This is a genomic window from Selenomonas bovis DSM 23594 (genome assembly GCF_000381005.1).
Taxonomy (GTDB): domain Bacteria; phylum Bacillota; class Negativicutes; order Selenomonadales; family Selenomonadaceae; genus Selenomonas_C; species Selenomonas_C bovis.
Window position 1 is genome coordinate 1 of sequence record NZ_KB908385.1, and the last position, 17,963, is coordinate 17,963.

Below are 17,963 nucleotides of genomic sequence, written 5' to 3' on the forward strand. Positions count from 1 at the left end.
GTGACCGCCTGTTTCTTGTACTGTTTTTTATGCCATGATTATCGCCAGTGTCAGATGACCGTGATTGAGGTCAAAGAAAACGGGGCTATCCGCACGAAAATGCTTTCGTGAGACAGCCCCCTTCGCTTATGGTATGGCCTCCAGGAACCGCCCTGCGGAAAGAAACGCCTGCCGAATCATGGCGGGCAGCAGGTTACTTCACCGCATGGATATCATCGAAATACATGTGCGAATCCACAGGCGCATCGCCGATTGCGTTGCAGTAGACTGCGAAATGCTGCACGACGGATTTGTCGAACGCCCCGCCGTTCTTGCCCTTGAACTGGCTGAACGGCAGCGTCACGAGCTGCGGCTCCGTTTTCTTCGCGAGCTCTGTGAGATCGACCTCGAAGTCCTCGCCGTTGCTGTTCGTCTGGATGATGAGCTTCTGTCCCTTGCCGTCCGGCGTGATCCAGAACTGAATGGCATTGTAGTCCGACCAGTTGACACCCTTGAGGCTCTTGATGACGCCCGCGTAGCCGCCCTTGTTAATCGTGTAGTGGAAGTCGAGTCCCGCCTCGCCGTTTTCACAGCGCTCCGAGAGCAGCGGCTCCGCCGCGCAGCCAGCGCCGCAGTTCGTCGAGTACGCGCCTTTCAGCAGGCTGCCGTCGCCGTAATAGCTCTCGAAATCAAAACCCTTGATTCCCGGATGCTCGGCTGCATTGTCAATGCCAGACATAATCTGCGCATCAGATCCGAGATAGCGATAGCCGAACCATGCGCCCCAAGGCTTCTGGCCCCACTCACTGCCGTTGTACGTCAGGCGGATGTCGTAGGCCTTGTTCTGATAGTGCTTGTTGCCATGGGAATAAAAACCGGAGAGATCGAGATTCGGGAGAAGTTTGCGCGAGAAGTTCACGCCCACGATACCGAGTGTATCGCCGTTCTCATAAGCATCCGAATGCTTCAGTGCATAGTAGCCGATGCCTGCCGACGTGCGCCCATCAGATCGATACTCAATGGACGTGCCCCAATTATCGAGTGCCAGGCCATGTCCAGTTGCGGAATCAGCACCGCCATTCAGTTCTGCACCGCCGCGGCGGAATGCACTCCACGTGCTCGCAAGATCGCCATACTTCCCATAGACGCGGCCGCCATAGACATGGAACTGCGTCTTGCCATTGTGATAGGAAAGCTTCGCACCCTTCGTACGAGCGTTGGAGATGTAGCCATTCTGCAGGCCAGGCTGGAAAAGGCCGAAAGTCAGGTCTGCGCCTTTGAAAATCGGTCCGGAAGCATTCAGCGTATAGAGCGAGAATGTCACATCGTGCTTATTGTCACTATTCCCTCCATACTGGTCGCCAGCATCACCTTCCAAGGGCTCTTCTTCATTGAAGCCTTTGCTCGTACCCCATTTCGTATCAATACCGGAGTGTACGCCCCAGCCCTGGTCGTTCACTTTGGCATCGAGGCCGAGCCAGAGCTCTTTCTCCCACCAAGCAGTTGATCCCGTGCTGCCAACGCCCCTGCCAATATTGTTATTCATATACTTCTGCGTGAAGGAACCCGACCAATGCACATTGTCGGCATTTTTCTCAAGATTTGCAACTCTCACGCCGAGATTGTTGAGTTCCTCAGCGAACTCCGCGGCGAGCTTGTCGATCGCGCCCTTGCCATGTATTTGACGCCATCCGCTATTTTCTTCCCGCGTTGCCTGCAGACGAGTGTCTGTTCTGAAAGTATACTCTCTTCACCCGCAAGCTTGCAAAGGTTTGCGCCCTGCACGCAAAAACACCTCCACGAAGACACCAGGCGTTTCCTGGCTCTCCGTGGAGGTGTCGGTTGATCTATTCCCAGTTGCTCTGCTATTCTCAGTTACTCAGCGCAGGCATGCTATATAGGCCGGGCTTCAAGATCCGTTTTCAGGCGTCTGCCACCGCCGCAATGGCGCGCACATCCCAGCTGCCGTCGCCCGCGAGATGGAGCTCCTCGTCGTGCTGCGCGAAGAGTGTGGATCGGTGGCCGACGCTGACGATACTAAGTCCCGGCAGGCGCTCGCGCAGGAGGTCGTACATCTCCTGCTCGCGCGGCTCGTCGAGCGCCGAGGTGGCCTCGTCGAGGAAGACCCACTGCGGCTTCACGAGCAGGACGCGCGCGAACGCGAGGCGCTGCTGCTCGCCGAGGGAGAGGATGCGACTCCAGTCGTCCGTCTGGTCGAGGCGGCTCGCAAGCTGTCCGAGCCCGACGTCGTGCAGCGCGGCCTCCATCGCCTGCTGGCTGCCCGCCGCCGCTGCCGTCTGCGGATAGGCGAGCGCCTGCCGCAGCGTACCGAGCGGCAGATACGGGCGCTGCGGCAGGAAGAGGATGCGGCTGCCCGCGGGCAGCGTCACGCGGCCGCTGCCGTAGGGCCAGATACCAGCGAGCGTCCGCAGCAGCGTGCTCTTGCCGCTGCCCGAGGCGCCCGTCACGAGCACGCGGCTGCCCGCGGGCAGCGTGAGCGTGCAGTCGCGCATGAGGCGCCGTCCATCCGGCAATGCGACATCGAGCCCGCTGAGCGCGAGCGCATCCTTGCCGCCGCGTTCGCGCGCGACACCGTCCGTAAGCGACTGCGCCCGTTCCATGTGCTCCGTGAAGCTCGCGAGACGGCGGATGACCGCGGCGAGCTGCGCGATGGTATCGTAGGAATCGACGAAGTAGGAAAGCGCATCCTGCACGCGCCCGAACGCGCTCACGGTCTGCATGAGCCCGCCGAGCTGCATCGCGCCGCCGAAATAGCGCGGTGCGGCGAGTACGAGCGGCACGATGATTGCGAGCTGACCGTAGCCGTTCACATAGAAGTTCAGGAGCTTCGTCCGGCGCATGAGCAGCCAGTAGTTCTGAATCACGCGCGCGAAGCGCTCCTTGAAGCCGACATCCTCTGCTGGCTCGCCGCGGTAGAACGCAACGCTCTCGCTGTTCTCGCGCACGCGCATCATGTTGAAACGGAAATCCGCCTCGAAACGCTGCTGGTCGAAATTCAGACCGATGAGCCGCCGTCCCACGAGATGCGCGCAGAACGTGCCCGCGACGGAATAGAGGAACGAGAACCAGAACATATAGCCGTAGATCGTGAACTCATGGCTGCCGATGGGCACCGTGAGCGCCCCCGAGAGATTCCAGAGCACGACGCCGAACGCCGCGAGCGTCGTGAGCTGCTTGAGGAAGCCGAGCAGGAGCTGCAGCGTCAGCGTGACGAACTGGTTGATATCCTCGCTGATTCGCTGATCGGGGTTATCCGTGTCACTGCCGAGCACCTGCAGGCGGTAATAAACCTGATGCTTCATCCAACCGGAAAGATACCGCTCCGTCATCCAAGTCCGCCACTTGATCTGCAGCATCTGCCGCAGATAGATAGCGTAGACTGCGATGATGATGTAGAGGAATGCGAGTGCTGTGAACTCTCCGACGAGCGGCCAGAAACTCCCTGCCTGGTACGCCTGCAGCGCGTTGTAAAACTCATTGTACCAGCTGTTGATGCGCACGAGCAGATAGACCGACGCGAAATTCAAGCCGATGACGAACGCGAGCAGCCCGCGCGCGCGCCATTTATGTTCCGAGCTCCAATAGCCGCGGAATAGATGCCAGAACGCTCTGGCAAAATTTTTCTTCATGAAGAGCTCAACCTCCCAGGAAACAATTTCCTTATATTATATGCTTTTCCTTACCGTCCTTCAAGGAACTGCTGATTAAATGAAGTGCTCCGGATTTACGTGGATGCGCTGTATCTCTCTAGGAGACAAACTGCAGGCGTAGCCAAAGCTACGCCTGCGGTTTGTCGACAACGAGAGGACAGTGCAGACGCGTGAAGAGGGAGTGCTGAATTAATCAGTGGTTCCTCAAGCAGGAGAACCGCCCGCTCCTTTACGCCGCGGCCTGCCGGTGCTAGAATACTAGAGAAAACACATCGCCATCTAGGAGGGAACTCATGCTCGTCTATCTTTTCGCCCTTTTGCTCCTCGCACTCCTCGTGCTCCTCTACCGCTATCTCCCGAACCGGTGCGCTTTCGCGTGCTTCTGTCTCACGCTCGCCCTCGCCGGTCTCATCACCTATACTTGTTGGCCGGGGACGCAGCCTGCGGCCGAGCTCAGTGAGGAGCAGCGCTACGATATCCAGCAGCAGCAGCAGATTTTCGCTGTCTGGTACGGAACATACCAGAAGAATCTCAAACAGCTCGACCACAACTGGCGCTGGTATCATCAGATTCTCGAAGAATTCAAGGAAGACAACATCAGCATCCAGACGGCCCATGTGCGGCTCAAGCAGCTCGAAGAGGAAGAAAAGGCGCTGACGGCTGCCATCGCGAACGACGCACCGCCACTCGCGCTGCACGATGCCTGCTACGACCTCGCCACGGCCGTTTTCGAGAAGACGAAGGCCTATGCCGCCGCCCAGCAGAATGCCATCACACTCACGCGCGCCGCGAGCGAGCCGCGCTTCCTCCCCTCCGACGACCAGGAGGAACAGAGCCGCGCCCTCCAAACCGTCATGGAGAAAGAGTCCCCCGTCGGATTGTTCACTGCGGGCGAGATCAAAGAGATCCAACAGCTCCTTTCCCTGCCGGAGGGCGAGGGAAGCGATGCCTGACGACCTGAGAAAGTCACAAAGCTACATGCACCAACGTCCACTTTGTGGACATTGTGCGCCCGCCCTTAGAGGATTTCCAGCCAATCACGCTGCGCCTGCGGCTTGCGCTCTTGGGGATTTACATAGAAAAAGCTGCCTCCCAAAAAGGGAAGCAGTTTTTTATCCATGTGAGCCTCACCCACACGTCAGCGGATGCTTACGGAACGGAATACATTCCGATCGCCGCGATGACGTGCGATGGAGAACTCGAACGGACGACCGTCATCGAGAAAGGCGACCTGCGTCACCTCTAGAAGGGGCAGGATCCCCTTGATATCGAGTTCCTGCTTCTCCTCATCCGTCGGCATAACCGCGCGCACCGTGCGGTGCGCCGACTGGATCTTGAGCTTCAGATCTTCCTCGATATAACCGTAAATGGAATGCTCGAGCACCTGCCGCTTGATGCCCGGGATGAGCTGGATGGGCATCTGCGTATACTCGACAACGATTGGTTCATCATCCAGTGAACGTACACGCACGATGTCATAGATAAAATCATCGACACTCATCTGCAACTTCGCCGCGACCTCCTCCTCCGGGTGAACGATGTCAAAGCGCAGGACTTTTGTTCCGACCTTGCGCCCTTTGAAGGTCGCCGCAAAGCCGTTGAACTGATTGGCCATACTGAGTTCTTTGACATCCTCATCCTCAAGGGATTTTACGAATGTCCCAGAGCCCCGGCGCTTGACCACGAGCCCTTCCTTGACGAGCTCGTCGACGGCACGCTTGATGGTGATGCGGCTCACATTGTACTGAGTGCACATCTCTTTCTCGAGGGCCAGTTGTTGCCCAGGTACAAAAACGCCATCCGTGATCTGCTTGCGCAGATCTGATGCGATTGCCTCGTATTTTAGCATGTACGAACCTTCTTCCTGAATCAATGTCGATATTATTATACACGGAATTTCGATAAAATACTATTGTCAGTTCTTATGATTCAGGAAAAGATGTTCAAAATCCATGATTCGCAATGACATCGCGGATCCAATAGCCTGATTTTTTAATGGTTTTTTCCTGTGTTTTGAGGTCGAGCGCGATGAAGCCGTAGCGGTTCTTGTAAGCGTTCGACCAGGACCAGCAATCAATCGGCGTCCAGAGATGATAGCCGAAGCAGTTCGATCCCTCCGCGATGCCCTTGTGTAGCCATTCGAGATGTTCCTTGATGAAGTCGATGCGGTAGTCGTCCTCGATGAAGCCGTCGGCGTTGCGGTATTTCTCCTCTCCCTCGACGCCCATGCCGTTCTCGGAAATGTACCAGGGGATGTTGCCGAGACGATCGCGCACGTTGATGGCGATATCGTAGATGGCCTTCGGATAGATCTCCCAGCCGCGATACGGGTTCATACGGCGGCCCGGCATCTCGTAGCTTTCAAAATGCTTCTCCGGCAGCCAGCCGCAGCTCGCGTCGAACGGCGTTTCGCGCGCCTTCGCGCGGAACGGCTGATAGTAGTTGATGCCGAGGAAGTCGACCGTATGGTTCTTGATGATTTCAAGTTCCTCCGGCGTCGACTCCCAGAGCACGCCGTCCTCCGCGAGCACCTTGACGAGATTCTCGGTGAACGTGCCGTGCACAGCCGGATCGAGGAAGGAATTATTCTTGTAATCCTCCGCGAACTTCGCCGCGGCGACGTCCTCCGGCGCGTCGGAACGAGGGTAGGCTGGCGTGAGGTTCAGCACGATGCCGATGCGGCCGCCGAGCTTCGCGCAGTCGGACGCATGGAATACCTCGATGGCTTTCGCCGAGGCGAGGTTGAGGTTGTAGAGCACCTGGCAGGCTTTCTTCCCGTCAACGAGCTTCGGATAATGGAACTCGTAGAGATACTCGCCCTCGACGACGACCATCGGCTCGTTGAACGTGACCCAGTCCTTGACGCGATCGCCGAAGAGCTCGAAGCAGCGCTTCGCGAAGATGGTGAAGAGGTCGACGACGTGCTTGGACTCCCAGCCGCCGTATTTTTCATAGAGCTCGACGGGCAGATCGAAGTGATGGAGGTTCAGGATAGGGCGGATGCCCTGCTTGAGGAACTCATCGATGACGGCGTTGTAGAACCGCACGCCGTCGAGTTCTACTTTGTCAATAAAATGATATGACAAATTTTAAAATTTTTATATCACCTATCACCGCTTCCCTCGGCGTGCACACATAGGCATCGAAGAGCAGCTGCTTACAAATTTCCACAAAAACATCGGCACGACAGCGCTGTCATGCCGATGTTTGTAATATCTCAAAGCTTGCTGAGGATGATCTCCGCCTGGCCCTTGAGCTTGTAGCGGCCAAGTCCTGCCGGGAGGAAGACCGTCTCGCCCTTGGTGAGCTCTACCTTGTGATCCGCCTCATCCTTGATGACGAGACTGCCGTCGAGGACGGTGAAGCTCTGGAAACTGTCGTCGCCGCAGAAGAGCGCACTCTTGCCGTCGACGGTGATATGGTACGTCGTGAAATACTCGCAGGAAGCGAGCAGGCGCGCCTTCGCCCCCGCGAAGATATCGATGTCGCAGGCGAGCGTCGGATGCGCCTTGGGCGACTCGAGCTTCGTCACGTCGAGCGCTTTCTGCACATGGAGCTCGCGCGGCTTGCCGTCCTTGCCGACGCGGCCGTAGTCGTAGATGCGGTACGTCGTGTTGGAGTTCTGCTGGATCTCGCAGATGAGGATGCCCTTGCCGATGGCATGGAGCGTGCCGCTGTCGATGAAGAATACGTCGCCCTTGTGCACGGGGACGCGGTTCACGACATCGAGGAGCGTGTTCTCCTTGATGCGGCGCTCGAATTCCTTTTTCGTGATCTTCTTCTTGAAGCCGTAAAGCAGGCTCGCGCCCGGCTCGCAGTCGACGATGTACCACATCTCCGTCTTGCCGTACTCCCCCTCGACGCGCTGCGCGTAGTCGTTGTCCGGGTGCACCTGCACAGAGAGGTTATCCTTCGCGTCGATGAGCTTGATGAGCAGCGGGAAATAGGGGAAGTTCTCGACATGCTTGCCGAGAACTTCCTTCCCCTGCTTCGCGAGCCAGTCCTCGAGCGTCTGTCCCGCGGCCTCGCCGTTGGCGATGATGCTCTTGCCGTCCTTGTGGCAGGCGAGCTCCCAGCTCTCAGAGACCTTGTCGAGATCCGTCTTCTTGCCGTACTCTTCCTTGAGCCGCGTACCTCCCCAGATATAGTCCTTGAGCGGTGCGATGAGTTTCATGGGGTATAGCATGATGATCCGTCCTTTCGATACAATATCCTGCGTTATATCAGCGGTCTTGCTTGTTGAGCAGCGCGCGCACGGCGCCGAGCAGGTTCGCGTCGTTGCCGAACTGCGCCGGCCTGATGATGGGGCGGATGCGCGCCACACCAACATCCTTCAAGATGACATCGACGCGCTTCCCGATCTCCTCCGCAAAGCCGGGACGCTCGCTCACCGCGCCGCCGAGTACGAAAATCTCCGGGTCGATGGCATACTGGAGATTGTAGATCGCCATGGCGAGGGCCTCATACATCGCCGATACGGCCTGCAGCGCGTCCGCATCCCCCGCATCGGCGAGTGCGAATGCCTTGCGCCCGTCCATCTCCTCGCGCGGAAGCCCCTTGGCGTCAGCGACGCGCTCCGCGAGAATGCGGGTAGACCCCATATCGCTAAGGATGCGGTGCGAGGCGTCAGAGACCATGTAGCCGAACTCACCGCCGTGCAGGTGCTTGCCGTGATGGATGCGCTTCCCCTTGACGACGGCACCGCCGATGCCCGTGCCGATGACGAGGAAGACAAGATCCTCGTGTTCCTTGCCGACGCCGAGCCACGACTCGCCGAGTGCCGCGCAGTTCGCGTCATTTTCCAGAGCCGCCGACAGGGAGAGGCGGCGTTCCAGTTCCTGACGGATTGGGAAATCATGGATATAGGGAAGCGCACTCGAGCCGCCGATGACGCCAGAGACATCATCCACCGCACCGGAGAAGCTGAACCCAGCTCCCTCGATCGTATAAGCCCTCTGATAAGACGCCGCGACGTTTTCGATCAAGCGGAAGAACGCCTCCTTCTCCTGCGGCGTCGTTTTCTTGCCCTTGGCGAGAATCTTGCCCGTTTTCTCGATCACAGCGTATTTCACGCTGCTGCCACCGATGTCGAAACTCAGTATGGCCATGGTATCAGCTCTCTTTCAAAAAATATATCTTTTTCATATATAGCCTCTACCATTATATACATTTCAAGATTGTTTCGCAAGGATTTTCCATCTGCGCAACGCTCAAGGAACCGCTGATTAAATGAAGTGCTCCGGATTTACTTGGATGCGCTGTATCTCTCTAGGAGACAAACCGCAGGCGTAGCCGAAGCTACGCTGAGGATGGCAGGGCGACGAGAGGACAGTGCAGACGCGTGAAGGCGGAGTGCCGAATTAATCAGTGGTTCCTTAAGGCAACATGCAGGCAAGTCCCCAGGCAATCTGGCTCTCCGCGCCGAGGTTGGCGTTCGGCCCGTCCGGCGTGAGCCCGTCGAAGCAGCCGCCCGTCTCCTCGTCGATGAGAGGAACGCCCGCGAGGTTGCGCCCCGTATACCAGGAGAACGCCGCATCCTCGAAGCGGCGGTACTTGTCCTCGTGCAGCAGGTTCTCCGCCGTGCGGCAGGCGGCGATCATCTCATAGGCCTCGAGGGGCTGCTGGTCGTAGAGTGCGCCCTCCGCCGCGCCTTTCGGCCACCATCCCTGGCAGCCGACGGGAACGAAGATGCCGTCGCGCATGGTATGCGCCGCAAGGAAGTCGAGGGCGCGCACGGCTGCTCTGCGCGCTTTCGCGGCGAGTGTGCATGCCGCATCATCTGCCAGATCCGCCCAGGCAGTCGTCTGTGCTCCGCCGCCCTCCTTCCTCATCCTTCGAACCTCCTCCGGCAGGCGGCTCGCGAGCAAGAGTGCCCAGGGAACGAGTGCGTTGCTGTAGGTGATCTGCGGCTCGAACCACTGCCAGTCACCGTCGCGCTCCGCCTCCCAGGCGGCGAGCAGATGCTCCGTGAGCTGGCGCACGAGACGGGCGAGCGCCTCCTCACGCACCGCGTCGCCCGCGGCGAGGCGGCGCTCCGCCGCGCGGGTCGCCTGGCCGCGTCCAGGACGCGCGAGCGCGAGCGTCGCCGCGCCGAGCAGCGCATACGCCTGCGCCTTGACGAAGTGCAGCCGCCCCGCCTGCGGCAGCGCCACCCGCAGCATCGCGAGCAGGGCCGCGCGCAGCCCCGCGGGCAGCGCTGGAACCGCGCTCGCCGCGCCGAGTCCCCAGACACAGCGGCCGAGCGTATCCTCTGAGCCGACCGCGTCGAGCCAATGCCTGTCATAGCCGAGGAAATTATGGAACCGCCCGTCTGGCAGCTGCGCGTAGCGCAGGAAGCGCGCATAGCGAGCCGCCGCGTCAAGGTAGCGCCTTTCCTTTCGCCGCGCGTAGAGCTCCGCCGCGAGCAGCAGCGCCCGCGCGTTGTCGTCGGCCGAGTAGCCGTGCTGCGGATCCGGCAGGCTGTATTTGCTATGCTGGATGAGGCCCGTGTCATCTGTGAGGGCGAGCAGCGCGTCCGCGCGGTAGACGCCGCTCGCTGCGTCCGTCTGTCTCATGGTATCCTCCCTCCCTGCCGCTCAGCCGACAGCGCGCGCCTGCACCGCCGGCAGGACGGCGCGGAACATCTGCTCATAATGACGCGCGACCTGATCCCAGAACATGCCGCGGCCGAGCGCGCGCATCTTTTCCTCCATCCGCCGCGCCTCCTGCGGATGGTCGAGGATGCGCTCGACCGCCGCGGCGATCGAGCCGGCATCGCGGAACGCCGCGAGGAGACCGCGCCCGTCCGCGAGCATCTCTTCCGCATAGCGGTAAGGCGTCGAGACGATGGCCTTTCCGGAGCCTGCGGCGTAGGCGAGCGTGCCGCTCACCGCCTGATCCTTGCCGAGGTACGGCGTGAGATAGATGTCTGAGAGCGCGAGGTAGTCGACGATCTCCTGTTTCGTGAGGTAGCGGTTGACGAAGCGGACATTCCGCTCGATGCCATACTCGTGGACGAGCGCCTCGAGCCGCTCGCGGTAACGCTCGCCCTCCTGCGCGACGACATTCGGGTGCGTCTTGCCGAGCACGAGGTAGCAGAGCTCCGGATGACGCTTCGCCACCTGCGCCGTCGCCTCGATGCCGTACTCGATGCCCTTGCCCGCGCTCAGGAGGCCGAACGTGCTCATGACGCTGCGGCCCGCGAGGCCACAGCGCTCCTTGAGCGCCTGTTTTGCTGCCGACGGCTTCAACAGCGGCACGCCGTGCGGAATGACCTCGATGCGCTCCCCGCCGATGCCATAGACGGTCTCGAGGAGTTCCTTGCTGCGCGCCGCCATCGTCACGATGCGGCTGCTCAGGCGGCCGAGCTCCGTGAGGATGCGGCGCTGGTTCGCCGACGGCTCGGGCAACACCGTATGAAGCGTCGTCACGAGCGGCTTCTCGAGGGCGCGCGCGAAATCGAGGATATACTCGCCGTCCGCGCCGCCATAGATGCCATACTCATGCTCGATGACGACGACATCCGCTTTGCTCTTGTTGAGGCGCTGTGCCGCGCGCACATAGTCCGCGCGCTCCTGTTCGCGGATGGTGAAGCGCACGCGCAGCCCGTACTGCAGCGGCTCCCGTTCCATCGCCACGACTGAGGGCGCGGCGATGTCCGGCACCTTCTCGAGCTCGCGCACGAGATCCTGCGTGAACGTCGCGATGCCGCAGGCACGCGGCGGATATGTGCTGAGGAATACCAGCCGCAGGTCGTCCTCAGCTGCTGTTTCCTCTTCCTGTATGCTATGATGTTTCCTATCCTTCATAATGCTCTCCTCTTTCCTTCTCAGCCTGCCTGCTCCTCATCCTCCGGCTTGCCCGTGAGGATGGCGTGCGCGTACTCTCCCGCGGGGATGGACGCGTCAGCGACGACGATGGCATCGCGCGCCTTCGTCTCCGGCGCGAGCCGCGCGCCCGGCCAGAGGATCGCGTGATCGACTTCCGCGCCCTCACCGATGACCGCGCCCTCCTCGACGACGGCATACGGCCCGACGACGGCATGTGCCTTGACGACAGCGCCCGGCGCGATATACGACGGCGCGATGATGGTCGCCTCAGGACTCGTGACCGCGCCCTTGCATACGCCGTAGAACATCTTCGAGAGCCCGCCGAAGACCGGCAGTTCCTCGTCGAGCAGGTCGCTGGTGAACGCGAGGTAGTCGCGCGGCGTGCCGAGATCGCGCCAATACGCCTCTTCATGGTAGACCGCCATGCGGCAGCCCGCGGCGAGCAGCGCCGGATACGTCTCGCGCTCGACGGAGACAGGACGCCCCGTGGGGATATGCGCGAGCACAGACGGCTCGAACAGATAGATGCCCGCGTTGATGAGGTGTGAGTCCGTCTCGCCCGGCTGCGGCTTTTCCTTGAACGCGCGGATCATCCTCTGCGCGTCGTACTCGATGACGCCGTAGGCCGATGGATCCTCCACGTACGTCGCCGCGATCGTCACCTCCGCCCGGTGCGCCTTGTGGAACGAAAGCATGCGGCCGAGGTCGATGCCGCTCACGATGTCGCCGTTGAAGACGAGGAATGTGTCGTCGAACTTCGCCGCCGCGTTGCGGATCGCGCCGCCCGTACCGAGCGGCGTCTCCTCGTGCACATAGTCGATCTTGATGCCGAGGCCGCTGCCGTCGCCGAAATAATCGCGTATCTTATCCGGCATATAGCAGGTGCTCAGGACGACCTCGTCGACGCCGAACTCCTTGAGGCGCGCGATATTGCGCGCCAGAAGCGGCTTGCTGAAAATCGGGATCATCGGCTTCGGCAGCTGTTTCGTCATCTCGCGCAGCCGCGTCCCCATGCCGCCAGCCAAAAACAATGCTTTCATCGAAATCTCCTCCTCTTCATCGCAGCGGAGCCGCCGCCCCGCCATGTTGCCATGTTACCGTTTCGCCGCGCGGCGTCCGGACTTTCGGGCGTCGTCTGCTCATGCCTCCGGCACCGGGCAGGTCTTCAGATAGTCGAGCAGCGCCCTGCGCGTCGTGACCGCGAGCGCGATGCAGGTATCGGCGCCGCCGTAGTACATCTTGATCTCATCCGTCGCCTTGTCGTAGACCCAGCCGCAGGGGAACACAACATCCGCCACATCGCCCTTGCGCTCGTACTCCTCGCGCGGGCCGAAGATCCACTCGTCGCTGCGCCGCAACACCTTCATCGGATCCGCGTGGTCGAGCAGCGCGAGTCCGAGGCGGTAGATCGCGCCCGCGCACGTCGTGCGCACGCCGTGGTAGAGCAGCAGCCAGCCCTCCGGCGTCTCGAGCGGCGGCGCAGCGAGGCCGATCTTGTTCGCGTCCCACCAGCCGCCCTTGCGCGCGAGCAGCAGCGGCTCCGGCTCGCCCCAGTAATGCATATCCGGCGACTTCGACACCCAGATATGACAGCCCGTGCCGTCCGTCATCGGACTGACCGGGCGATGGATGAGCCACCATTTCCCGTCGATGCGCCGCGGGAACAGCGCCGCGTCCTTGTCATCCGGCGTCGTGACCGGTCCGAGCCGCTTGAAATGATGGAAGTCCTTCGTGAGCGCGAGCGATACGAGCGGCCCGCCGCCTGAGTACGAGGTGAACGTCACAGCGTACTCCGCAAGCTCCGGCAGATAGGTGATGCGCGGATCCTCGATGCCCCATTTATCCTCGGGGAAATGCTCCGGATCCGCCTCGAGCGTCGGCTCCTCATCAATCTTCCAGTTGCGGCAGCCGTCGGCGCTCACGGCCTTCGTCAGGTGCGACATGCCGCGCCGGTCCTCGACGCGCGCGAGCAGGAGCACCTTGCCGTCATAGAGCGTCGCTGCCGGATTGAACACCGTATTGACCGGGTACGGCCAATCATGCGAAGAAAGAATCGGGTTGTCCTCATAGCGGCGGAACAACTCATCGTACTGCCGCTGGCCATCCCCAGCCAGCTTCGTCTGAAAACGCTTGGACATAGCGCTCACTCCTCTTCTATATTCATAGTTTTATTTTATAGTATATTTTTATTATACCGCTTATAGTCAAAATGTCAATAAGGCGAATAGTCAATCATTTTCTCACACCCCAGAAAGCGCGCTTTCCCCACACGAAGCTACAGGCACAAAACGCCACTTCGTGGACATTGTGCGCCCGTCCTTGCAATAAAAAGGCCGCCCCACGAACCAGCGTTCGTGGAACGGCCGTAATGGCTAATAACTGTGGAAACGCCCCGTCTCAGTGCGCCGCGTGTGCGGCGAGCGCCTTGCGCCGCAGGGCGCGCAGACGGTACCAGCACATGGGCAGAACGAGCATCGGCACGCCGGCCAGCAGCGCGTCGCGCAGATCAGGCGTAAACGCCATGACCACGAGGCAGAACACCTGCGCCCAGATGCCGAAGAGCGTCACATAGGGGAAGAGCGGCGTGCGGAACTTCAGCGCCGCGTCCGCGCCCGTCTTCATGAGCAGGCGGCGGCGGCGGTACTGACTCCAGCAGATGGAGATCCAGGCGATCGCGCCTGTAAATCCCGAGACGGCGAGCAGATACGTGTAGACGGCGGAATCGGGATCGACGCTGTAGAGCAGGATGACGGCCCAGCAGGTGCAGATCGAGAGCAGGATGGCCTTGGACGGCATGCCGTTCTTGTTGATCTCGCCGAGGAAATGCGGCGCCATGTCGAGACGCGCGAGCGAATACATCGCGCGCGCCGCGCCGTAAAGTCCGGAGTTCGAGCAGGAAATCGCCGCCGTGAGGATGACGAAGGCAAAGAACGAGGCAAGCCCTGTCATGCCGTAGTTTGCGAGCGCCGCTGCGAAGACGCTCTCATCGAGTCCCGCCTGATCCCAGGGCAGGATGGAGATGAGCAGCGAAATCGGGATGATGTAGAGCGCGATGATGCGCCACGTCACGTTGCGCACGGCGATGGGGATGCTCTTCTCCGGGTTCTTGCACTCGCCCGCCGCGAGCCCGATGATCTCCGTGCCCTGGAAGTTCACGAGGATGATGACCATCGTGAGGACGATGGACCAGTAGCCGTTCGGCGCAAAACCGCCGCTGCCGAGCAGCACGCGCGTGCCGATGTAGCCCTGATCGCCGATGAGGCCGAGGCAGATGAGCCCCGCCACGACGCTGAACGCGACAAGCGCCACGATCTTGAACAGGGCGAGCCAGAACTCGCTCTCACCGAACTTGTCCACATGGAACAGGTTGATGACGGTCACGAGCAGACCGAAGAGCACCGCCCACCAGAGCTGACTGACGGCCGGCACGAAATTGCTCATGATGATGCCCGCGGCAATCATCTCCGACGGCACATAGGCCACCCAGGTGATCCAGTAGGCCCAGCCGACGCCGCAGGCCCAAGTAGAGGAAATGTTCTCCTTGGCATACATGACGAAAGAACCCGAGACGGGCTTCTCCACCGCGAGCTCCGCGAGACAGAGCATGACGCAGAGCACGATGACGCCGCCGAGCAGATAGGCGAGGATCGAGGCCGGGCCGGCCTTCTCGAGGACATAGCCCGTACCGAGGAAATAACCGCTGCCGATGACACCTCCGAGGGAGATGAGCTGCAAGTGACGGTTCTTGAGCCCCCTGTTCATCTTGTTTTCATTCATGGCGCTTGTAACACAACCTTCCCGCGCTGCACCGATTCGCCAGCGGATCTCCCGCACACCTGGACAGCGCTCTTTTCGTACATCAGGCATTTCAGGAAGCGACGCAGATCGCCCAGTCAGATTCTTTCCTGATGTCTTCTAAAGAATACCACGGAACGATACCCCTGTCTACGAAAAAAACACGCGTGAACATGAGAAATTTTCATTGCCAAACGACGCACCTTTCGCTATAATGAAAGCGTCGTATGAATGATTGTTCATATATAGGAAAGGATGATGCCCCATGAAGAAATCGTACAAGATCGAAGTCGACTGCACCAACTGCGCGAGCCGTATGGAGGACGCCGCGAAAAAAATAGAAGGCGTCAAAGACGCCTCCGTGAATTTCATGCTGCTGAAGATGAAGGTGGAGTTCGAGGACGGCGCCGCACCCGCCGATGTCATGCCGCGCGTGCTCGCCGCCTGCCGCGACATCGAGCCGGACTGCGCCATTGATTTCTAGTATCTCATTTCTCCATAATCGCGTCCACTGAACGGATGCAGGCACTCCGGAAGCCCTCGCGCTCAAGCGCGGCGACGCCACGGATCGTCGTGCCCGCGGGCGAGCAGACATTGTCCTTGAGCACGCCCGGATGCAGGCCCGTCTGGAGCTGGAGCTTCGCCGAGCCGAGCACCATCTGGCTGATGAGGCGGTAGGCGTCGCTGCGCTTCATGCCGTACTTGACCGCCGCGTCGCCGTAAGCCTCGAGAAAGAGGTCAACGAACGCCGGGCCGCAGCCCGTGACCGTGCCGCCGATGCCCATGAGCGAGGACGGCAGCTCCTGCACGAGGCCGACGGAGGCGAAGAGGCGGACGGCCGCCGCGTGCTCCTCCGCTGTGAGCGAGTTCGTCTCCTCGAAGAGCAGCACGCCCTCCGCCACCATCGCAGGCGTGTTCGGCATGATGAACTGCACGCGCGTGCTCGCGGGCAGCACCGCCTGGTAGCGCGCGTAGTCCCAGCCCGCGGCGATGGAGAGCAGCGCCTTGCCTGCGAGCTTCTCACCGAGCTCGGCGACGACCGCCTCGATCTGATACGGCTTGCACGCCATGACGAGCGTATCGCAGGCACCCGCGAGCTCCGCAAGCGACCCCAGCGGCGTAAAGCCGATGGTGGCCGCATTTTTTTTGAGCTTGTCCTGATGCGGGGCATAGGCGAACACATTCTCCTTCGCGATGCTGCCCGAGCGGATAAAGCCAAGCGCAAGCGCCTGCGCCATATTTCCCATGCCAATGAATCCTAGTCTCTCCATGATGTACCTCCTGCACAAATTTTATCTATATTCTACTATAATATACAGCGGTTGGAAAGCGAAACTTTTTCAGTTGACTTTAGGAGCAGGTATTAGTAATATGAAAGCTAGAAATCCGCACATGTAATCTGAAAAGAAAGGACGTACTATGGCTGTACATGTTATCAACGAGGCGCGCCGCTGCCTGCAATGCAAGAAACCGCTTTGCCGCCTCGCGGGCTGCCCCGCGCAGACCAACATCCCTGAGATGATCCGCCTGTTCCTCGCGGGCAAGAGCCGCGAGGCGGGCGCGATGCTCTTCGCGAACAATCCGATGAGCGTCGTCTGCTCCCTCGTCTGCGATCACGAGGCACAGTGCGAGGGCCACTGCATCCAGGGCCGCAAGGGAAGCCCCGTACAGATCTCGAGCATCGAGCACTACATCTCCGACGCCTATCTCGACTGGGCCGTGCTCGAGCGCGAGCCAGCGAAACGCCAGCAGGTCGCCGTCATCGGCTCGGGCCCCGCGGGCATCACCGTCGCCGTGCGCCTCGCGCAGCAGGGCTACGACATCACGATCTTCGAGCGCAAGGACAAGATCGGCGGCATGATGCGCTACGGCATCCCGGAGTTCCGCCTGCCGAAGTCCATCCTCGAGCGCTACCAGACGAAACTGCAGGCGCTCGGCATCCAGATCCGCCCGAACACGACGATTGGCGAGGCGCTCCACCTCGACGACCTCTTCGCGGACGGCTTCGACGCGGTCTTCATCGGCTCCGGCGCCTGGAAGGCGCGCCGGCTCAATGTCAAGGGCGAGAGCCTCGGCAACGTCGCCTACGCCGTCGACTACCTGCAAAACCCTGAGGTCTACGAGCTCGGCGACCGCGTGGCCGTCATCGGCGCGGGCAACTCCGCGATGGATGTCGCGCGCACAGCCGTGCGCATGGGTAGCCAGCATGTGACCATCTACTGCCGCGGGCAGAAGGCGCGCGCGAGCCAGCGCGAGATCGACTACACGCTCGCCGACGGTGTCGAGATCGAGTACGGCCTCGGCGTCGCGGAGCTCACGCCAGACGGGCCGCTCTTCCGCGAGCGCACATTCGACGAGGAGGGACACGTCACGAGCGAGGGCGAGCCCGCCCTCTACCCCGCCGACACGACCATCATCGCCGCGAGCCAGACGACGAAAAGCAAGATCGTCAACACGACGACAGGCCTCGACCTCAACGACAAGGGGCTCATCGCCGTCCACGGCAACGGTGAGACGAGCCGCGCGGGCGTCTTCTCCGGCGGCGACGTCGTGCTCGGCCCCTGGAACGTCATCCAGACGGTCAAGAACTCCAAGCTCGTCGCCGAGGCGATGGACCGCTACCTGACCGCAAAGCGCCAGGGCTGACCGCGCTTCTCTGCAAAGCTACAGGCACAAAGTCCACCTCGCGGACATTGTGCATCGTCCTTAC

15 protein-coding genes are annotated in these 17,963 nt (G+C 60.8%); 3 read left to right on the top strand and 12 right to left on the bottom strand.

Translation table 11 applies throughout. The annotated features are described in order from the left end of the window. Positions 1-193: 193 nt before the first annotated feature. Both F599_RS13635 and F599_RS0104885 read right to left on the bottom strand, forming a co-directional pair. Complete coding sequence (locus tag F599_RS13635) at positions 194-1,525, bottom strand: CIA30 family protein (protein ID WP_156021938.1); 1,332 nt, start codon at positions 1,523-1,525, stop codon at positions 194-196. A gap of 376 nt (positions 1,526-1,901) precedes the next feature. Then, on the bottom strand, positions 1,902-3,629 hold the full coding sequence (locus F599_RS0104885) for an ABC transporter ATP-binding protein/permease (RefSeq protein WP_019542405.1): 1,728 nt from the start codon (positions 3,627-3,629) through the stop codon (positions 1,902-1,904). 314 nt (positions 3,630-3,943) lie between these two features. Between F599_RS0104885 and F599_RS0104890 the strand changes: the two genes are divergently transcribed. Next, complete coding sequence (locus F599_RS0104890) at positions 3,944-4,603, top strand: hypothetical protein (protein WP_019542406.1); 660 nt, start codon at positions 3,944-3,946, stop codon at positions 4,601-4,603. A gap of 185 nt (positions 4,604-4,788) precedes the next feature. On the opposite strand, the gene F599_RS0104895 is transcribed toward F599_RS0104890, so the two are convergent. The 9 genes from F599_RS0104895 to F599_RS0104935 all read right to left on the bottom strand — a co-directional run bounded on the left by F599_RS0104895 (position 4,789) and on the right by F599_RS0104935 (position 15,235). Beyond that, complete coding sequence (locus tag F599_RS0104895; RefSeq protein WP_019542407.1) at positions 4,789-5,499, bottom strand: GntR family transcriptional regulator; 711 nt, start codon at positions 5,497-5,499, stop codon at positions 4,789-4,791. Positions 5,500-5,593: 94 nt separating this feature from the next. Further along, positions 5,594-6,736 (bottom strand): glycoside hydrolase family 1 protein, encoded by a 1,143-nt coding sequence (locus F599_RS0104900; protein WP_019542408.1) that lies wholly within the window; start codon positions 6,734-6,736, stop codon positions 5,594-5,596. Between the two features lie 131 nt (positions 6,737-6,867). Then, positions 6,868-7,836: a type I phosphomannose isomerase catalytic subunit gene (locus F599_RS0104905; RefSeq protein WP_026327828.1), complete on the bottom strand. Its 969-nt coding sequence runs from the start codon at positions 7,834-7,836 to the stop codon at positions 6,868-6,870. A 37-nt stretch (positions 7,837-7,873) separates the two neighbouring features. After that, positions 7,874-8,758 carry an ROK family protein gene (locus tag F599_RS0104910; RefSeq protein ID WP_019542410.1) on the bottom strand — a complete coding sequence of 295 codons (885 nt, stop codon included), beginning with the start codon at positions 8,756-8,758 and terminating at the stop codon, positions 7,874-7,876. A gap of 267 nt (positions 8,759-9,025) precedes the next feature. Continuing rightward, the gene (locus tag F599_RS14750; protein WP_019542411.1) at positions 9,026-10,204 is read right to left on the bottom strand and encodes a hypothetical protein; all 1,179 of its coding nucleotides are present in this window, start codon (positions 10,202-10,204) and stop codon (positions 9,026-9,028) included. Between the two features lie 21 nt (positions 10,205-10,225). Next, the gene (locus F599_RS0104920; protein ID WP_019542412.1) at positions 10,226-11,437 is read right to left on the bottom strand and encodes a glycosyltransferase family 4 protein; all 1,212 of its coding nucleotides are present in this window, start codon (positions 11,435-11,437) and stop codon (positions 10,226-10,228) included. A 20-nt stretch (positions 11,438-11,457) separates the two neighbouring features. Further along, positions 11,458-12,498: a nucleotidyltransferase family protein gene (locus F599_RS0104925; RefSeq protein WP_019542413.1), complete on the bottom strand. Its 1,041-nt coding sequence runs from the start codon at positions 12,496-12,498 to the stop codon at positions 11,458-11,460. 99 nt (positions 12,499-12,597) lie between these two features. Next, entirely contained in the window at positions 12,598-13,596 is a 999-nt protein-coding gene (locus tag F599_RS0104930) for a glycoside hydrolase family 130 protein (protein WP_019542414.1), read from the bottom strand. A 259-nt stretch (positions 13,597-13,855) separates the two neighbouring features. Continuing rightward, on the bottom strand, positions 13,856-15,235 hold the full coding sequence (locus F599_RS0104935; protein WP_019542415.1) for an amino acid permease: 1,380 nt from the start codon (positions 15,233-15,235) through the stop codon (positions 13,856-13,858). A gap of 283 nt (positions 15,236-15,518) precedes the next feature. Here F599_RS0104935 and F599_RS0104940 point away from each other — a divergent pair, with 283 nt between their 5' ends. Beyond that, entirely contained in the window at positions 15,519-15,737 is a 219-nt protein-coding gene (locus F599_RS0104940; RefSeq protein WP_019542416.1) for a cation transporter, read from the top strand. A 4-nt stretch (positions 15,738-15,741) separates the two neighbouring features. On the opposite strand, the gene proC is transcribed toward F599_RS0104940, so the two are convergent. Further along, entirely contained in the window at positions 15,742-16,524 is a 783-nt protein-coding gene (gene proC / locus F599_RS0104945; RefSeq protein ID WP_026327830.1) for a pyrroline-5-carboxylate reductase, read from the bottom strand. 148 nt (positions 16,525-16,672) lie between these two features. Between proC and F599_RS0104950 the strand changes: the two genes are divergently transcribed. Further along, positions 16,673-17,899, top strand: coding sequence for an NAD(P)-dependent oxidoreductase (locus tag F599_RS0104950; RefSeq protein ID WP_019542418.1), 1,227 nt, complete (start codon positions 16,673-16,675; stop codon positions 17,897-17,899). The last annotated feature ends 64 nt before the right edge of the window (positions 17,900-17,963 follow it).